The sequence below is a fragment of the Acidithrix ferrooxidans genome (assembly GCF_000949295.1).
GTDB lineage: Bacteria > Actinomycetota > Acidimicrobiia > Acidimicrobiales > Acidimicrobiaceae > Acidithrix > Acidithrix ferrooxidans.
Map to the genome: position 1 here is coordinate 1 of NZ_JXYS01000140.1, position 4,838 is coordinate 4,838.

The 4,838-nt window shown below is 48.2% G+C and carries 8 protein-coding genes; 3 read left to right on the plus strand and 5 right to left on the minus strand.

Going from position 1 to position 4,838, the window contains the following annotated elements; genetic code table 11:
• Positions 1 to 93 precede the first annotated feature (93 nt).
• From AXFE_RS17405 to AXFE_RS17420, 4 genes are all read right to left on the minus strand, one after another.
• Positions 94 to 387, minus strand: a complete 294-nt coding sequence (locus AXFE_RS17405; RefSeq protein ID WP_052607171.1) for a HipA N-terminal domain-containing protein — start codon at positions 385 to 387, stop codon at positions 94 to 96.
• Entirely contained in the window at positions 380 to 655 is a 276-nt protein-coding gene (locus tag AXFE_RS17410) for a helix-turn-helix domain-containing protein (protein ID WP_082058881.1), read from the minus strand. Before AXFE_RS17410 ends, AXFE_RS17405 begins: the two co-directional genes overlap by 8 nt.
• Before the next feature lie 549 nt (positions 656 to 1,204).
• Positions 1,205 to 1,537 carry a type II toxin-antitoxin system PemK/MazF family toxin gene (locus AXFE_RS17415; RefSeq protein WP_052607172.1) on the minus strand — a complete coding sequence of 111 codons (333 nt, stop codon included), beginning with the start codon at positions 1,535 to 1,537 and terminating at the stop codon, positions 1,205 to 1,207.
• Positions 1,537 to 1,794 carry an AbrB/MazE/SpoVT family DNA-binding domain-containing protein gene (locus AXFE_RS17420; RefSeq protein WP_052607173.1) on the minus strand — a complete coding sequence of 86 codons (258 nt, stop codon included), beginning with the start codon at positions 1,792 to 1,794 and terminating at the stop codon, positions 1,537 to 1,539. The genes AXFE_RS17415 and AXFE_RS17420 overlap by 1 nt, the downstream gene beginning before the upstream one ends.
• A gap of 629 nt (positions 1,795 to 2,423) precedes the next feature.
• Here AXFE_RS17420 and AXFE_RS17425 point away from each other — a divergent pair.
• From AXFE_RS17425 to AXFE_RS17435, 3 genes are all read left to right on the plus strand, one after another.
• Entirely contained in the window at positions 2,424 to 2,657 is a 234-nt protein-coding gene (locus tag AXFE_RS17425; RefSeq protein WP_052607176.1) for a hypothetical protein, read from the plus strand.
• Positions 2,647 to 2,958, plus strand: a complete 312-nt coding sequence (locus AXFE_RS17430; protein ID WP_052607174.1) for a type II toxin-antitoxin system PemK/MazF family toxin — start codon at positions 2,647 to 2,649, stop codon at positions 2,956 to 2,958. Before AXFE_RS17425 ends, AXFE_RS17430 begins: the two co-directional genes overlap by 11 nt.
• A gap of 372 nt (positions 2,959 to 3,330) precedes the next feature.
• On the plus strand, positions 3,331 to 3,666 hold the full coding sequence (locus AXFE_RS17435; RefSeq protein ID WP_200891360.1) for a hypothetical protein: 336 nt from the start codon (positions 3,331 to 3,333) through the stop codon (positions 3,664 to 3,666).
• A gap of 517 nt (positions 3,667 to 4,183) precedes the next feature.
• On the opposite strand, the gene AXFE_RS17440 is transcribed toward AXFE_RS17435, so the two are convergent.
• A partial coding sequence (locus tag AXFE_RS17440) for an aldehyde dehydrogenase family protein (RefSeq protein WP_152626209.1) occupies positions 4,184 to 4,838 on the minus strand: 655 nt, incomplete at its 5' end.

Genomic DNA, 4,838 nt, shown 5'->3' on the forward strand with positions numbered 1-4,838 from the left:
AATTCGTCCTCATTCAACCAGGTCACGTGTCCGTTACGTTCTCGAACTTCATCAAGAGCCTCGGGAGTAGCGAAGCGAAATGCTCCAGCCACGTCATGGCCGATTGGCGTTGAGAGCAGCGAAAAAGGCCGACGAGGCACCTACTTGATAGTATCGAGCCCATCGTGCAATAACAGCTTCATTATCGGGTAGAAGTCCACTTAACCAAGGAGATATCACGCTATCAGGATGCGACTGTACTTGTAAGGGCATAGATGCCGACAAAGGAGTAGAATTTTTCTTTCGGCGGTATTCATCATCGTAGTCAAAGCGGAGTCGCCCGTTATTCAGACGAGTGACTAGACCAGCGACTTCATTGTCGTAAACTACGCAGAGAGCATCACTCATGGTAGCGATGCTCTTCGAGAAGTGAGTCAAGACTAACAGTTGGTGTGAACGTCTCTTCAATGTCCTGACTTATCATTATTGTCAAGCCGAGGTATTCCAAGACTCCTAAGACGAGTGCAAACTCTGCTCTTGGTTTGCCTCCCTCGAACTCGTAGATCCACTTACGGGAAACACCGACCATCTCGGCAAGTTCAGCCTGACTAAGACCAAGATCTTTTCGACGACCACGCACTGCCGCTGCAACGTCGCGGATAGATCGAACTCGCATAAATATTCCTTTTGACACCGATCAGTTTCAAGTATAGCATGCAACCGATCGGTATCTTAAGCTTTATGTGATCGTTCGGTTTCACCAAGGAATTAAAAATTCGTCAAAAAGTTGAGTGACCAATAGTGCTTATTGGTCTACCCTTTCCTATAAAATCCTACTTCAGGATACGGATTTTTTGGACGTGAGAGAGATTCATAACAAAGTGAGATGAACCGAAATTTTAGGCTCGATCAAACATGGTTGCAAAAAAGAAGATTCTAAATTTCAAATTCGCTCCGTGTCGGCTACCTAATGTTTTACTCGAATAGTTGCAAGTCTTATCCACGCATCGAACAACCGTCCGTAACTCTCAACGGATGCACCTTTACGGGTTGGTCGCTCGCCAACCGCTACTACCCTCAAGGAACAAGCTGCCTCACTCGTTTTATAGACGAGATTGATGACATAGGATCATCCTGCTTAGGGACATCCTTACGACGCCGCAATCCTAAACATTTTCAGCAAGCCACTTTTTCAATGGCAAACTTAGAAGGTGTGCTATTTCTCTCATTCAAATATCGGAGCAAGCTTCGCCAGCACTTCGTCGAGAACTGATCCTGGAACCTTTTCCAACCAACGGGCATTACGGGCTCCTAAATCAATAGCACACGGCTGATCACACCTGACTATTCCGTTGGTACTCGTTCCTGCATCCTGGAGTGACACAGCAAAACCCGCCGTCCTGGAGAAGTTACCTCCTGTTGTAATGGGCAAGACTATAGGGACCCTAACGACTCGATTAAATGCAGTAGCTGATACCACCAATACGGGACGTGTGCCTCTTTGTTCATGTTCCAAAGTTGGGTCAAGCGACACAAGGTAGATATCGCCACGTTCCACTAAAGTAGCTCGTTCCCTACGGGCTCTGAATCAAGCCAAACCCGGTCTTCTTGAGATAGTTCCACTGATCCATCACATTGAGCTAGCAATTCTTCCAAGGTGTATCGTGCTCGCGGAGCTTTTGTAATTACTAGCCGATCGTTATCTATTTCAATTCCGACAGTCTCACCTGCTTGTAGTTGTAATAGATCGAGGAGAGCAGGGGGAACGGCAAGCATGACTGACCCTCCGACCTTACGAAGATTCGTTGTATACACTACGCTCCTTTTTCAAATTAGTTATACTAAAGTATAATACATGGTAAACCTAAAGAACCTACTAAACCCAACCGTTATGGTCTTTACTGGGAATAATGCATGAAATTGCGCTGGAAAGTCCCGTCCGTAAGGGCGGGGAGTATTTCACCATACAACTCCTCGAATCGGAGAGGTTACGAATAACGAGACCCAAAGTACCTATCTCACGGGCTTCATTTATCGTTCAAGGAATACGTGGGAACCGTTAGGTGTCAAGATGGGAGGATAAAGCGGCGAACTGCAAAATCAAAAGCGCATCGGATTCAAGGCGTTGGCAACAATATCGAACTTATTGGTTTATTTACGCTAAAACTGCTTGCCGAGAGTTCAAAGCCCAAATCATTCAAGCAAGAGTGCCACAATCGGCGCAGGAATTGCCCATGCCGGACAAGAAATGCCCATTATTTGTGGGCAACCTCTATTCCCTCTCCCATCCAGTTGTTATTGGCTAAATAACGGAGGCGGAATGGCGAACTCTGCAACTGCTTGAATTATAAAAGCGAGTCGCTGCCGATAAGCCACTTGAGAAAAATAAACCGCAATAGCCTTCCACCATCAAGCGTCTTACACCATGTGCTACAATGATACTTATGACAAAGACAATCACTTTTCGCCCAGACGAAGAGGCCATGCGGGCTCTTTCGGTTTTGACCCACGACGGTGCTCCCGTATCGACCGTAGTTCGAAATGCACTTATCGAAGCAGCGCGCAATCGAGTGAGGCAAGATCTTCTAGAGGAAGCCACTCGATTAGCAGCAGATGACGAAGACCTCGCTGAAGCGGCTCAGGTCCTAAAAGACATGGAGACACTGCGTGCGTGGTGAGGTCTTTTCTTTGCGGTCCCCTCGAGGTAGCAGCGGACATGAACAATCTGGACAACGCTTTGCGGTAGTACTACAGTCTGATTTACTTCCCTTATCAACCTGTTTAGTAGCACCCACATCGACCTCGGCACGAGCGGCAACTTTTCGCCCTGAGGTAAATATTCTGGGGCAGAAGACGCATGTCTTAGTTGAGCAGACAGCTGCAGTGGACCCACAGCGGCTGGGAGAGCCTGCAGGTCGTCTAACTTTTGACGAGATGAAACAGATAGAAGCGGCGCTGCGTCTAGTTCTCGATATATAGGGAGTTGTTGCAGAGATTCGATCAAATTTCCCAGTAAAGGAAATAACTTTGCTGGCCCTGCTATCCGCCAGTCATATTATTTTTCAAATTGGATAGAGATGTAAGTCCATGTCTGGTCTCATCTTTGCGCCTCAATTACGATCTTGCCTCGTTCTCGGTTTAGGAAGCGGACATAGAGTCAAGAGATCAACTACGGCAATGTTTTCGTCATGGCCAGTTCGTAGCAGCAAAACCGATTACCGACATTTGCGACACCTGAGTCCACCTAATTCACATCTATCATTTGGGTTTAATATGGGCCTTTGCCCACGGCAAGGCGACTTGAAAAACTTGTGAAGCTATACATGTCGTACTTGTCCTACTTCTGAAGACATGGCAACGGATACAACAGACAACAAGAACCTTTCAGTCACTGAGGCTCGAAACAACTTCTCTCAGTTAGTGAATCGTACTGCCTTTGCTGGAGAAGTAACGTTTGTTCACCGCGGTAGAAATCATGAGCCGGTGGCAGCTATTGCTCCGGCTGATCTAGTAGAGCAATACGAGGCTCTCTGGGACCAGGAAGAGGCCGGATCGCTATGGAGCGTTTGGCCGATCTTAAGGCGGGTCGAACAACAGCGAGGCCCTGGGATGAGGTCAAGCGGGAACTGGGTTTTTGATAACTTACTTACACTTTCGAGATTCAATTCCAATGAACGTGATATTTAGGCACAACATTTGGTTGGCTTGTGTTGCCAGCAACAGCTTGACTACCTTTCGCATCTCTGGTCGAATCTAGATCTCGGTGTTCAAGCGGGGCTTCGAGGTGATCGTCTTTCGATAAACAATCGCCCTAGGTGTCAGGATAGTTGGCACATTTGCTCAGTTTCAGAGGAATTTTTTTCTGGCATATTGGAGCCGCAAAAAGTTTGAAATTTCGATTTCTCGTAGATCGCCTTTTCAGTCGACGAGTTCTGATTTAGTTGCCGACGGTCAGGCGGCAACTAAATCAGATGACCACACTTTGGACTTCCAATTTAGAAAACTAATTGAGATCACGAATAACATTTAGCTTCCGAGATCGAAGACGGGTAACAGAATCATCTCGATATCGTCAACCACGCACGCATGATGACAGGCCAACAACTGCCAGTCTCGGCTATCTCACTACAGCGACGTAAAGAAAAAACGGCGTAACTCCATCGACGCAACTGCAATAAAATACCGAGACCAGCTCCTATATCACCTAGAAGGGTGCGTCGATATCAACGACGCCGACCACCTTATTAGTGACGAATTCGCGGATGCCGAATTCGGTGAGTTCGGTTCCGAAGCCAGAGTTCTTCACACCTCCAAATGGGATGTCGGCTCTAACTACAGTTGGGTGATTAACAAAGACCATGCCTGTCTCTATTCGCCGGGCGACACGCTCTCCACGGACCACGTCACGAGTGAACACCGACCCGCCCAATCCATAGATGGAGGCATTCGCAACGGAGATCGCTTCGTCTTCGTCGGCGACACGGAAGACCAAGCTCACCGGACCAAAGAACTCGGTCTGATACGCCGGGTTATCCGGCTTCACATCGGTGAGGATGGTCGGTTGGAAGAACGCTCCCTGCTTAGGGACTGCTTCGCCTAGCCTCTCTGCGGTCGCACCACTGTCGATAGCCGTCTTCACCTGCTCGGCGAGCATATCGACTGCACTTTGCGTGCTCAGCGGAGCAAGTTGCGTGACTGGATCATGCGGATCACCAGCGCGCAGTGCCGCCACTGAAGAACGGTACTTGTCCATGAACTCGTCGTATACTGCATCCACAATTATCAGCCGCTTTGACCCACAGCACACCTGCCCGGCGTTCCAGTGCCTGTCTCTTATACACATCTGACGCTGCCGACGA

Bases quoted from the DNA above. Each gene is read 5' to 3' on its own strand.
- AXFE_RS17425 (WP_052607176.1), top strand. From the start codon at position 2,424: ATGACAAAGACAATCACTTTTCGCCCAGACGAAGAGGCCATGCGGGCT.
- AXFE_RS17435 (WP_200891360.1), top strand. From the start codon at position 3,331: ATGGCAACGGATACAACAGACAACAAGAACCTTTCAGTCACTGAGGCT.
- AXFE_RS17410 (WP_082058881.1), bottom strand. From the start codon at position 655: ATGCGAGTTCGATCTATCCGCGACGTTGCAGCGGCAGTGCGTGGTCGT.
- AXFE_RS17405 (WP_052607171.1), bottom strand. From the start codon at position 387: ATGAGTGATGCTCTCTGCGTAGTTTACGACAATGAAGTCGCTGGTCTA.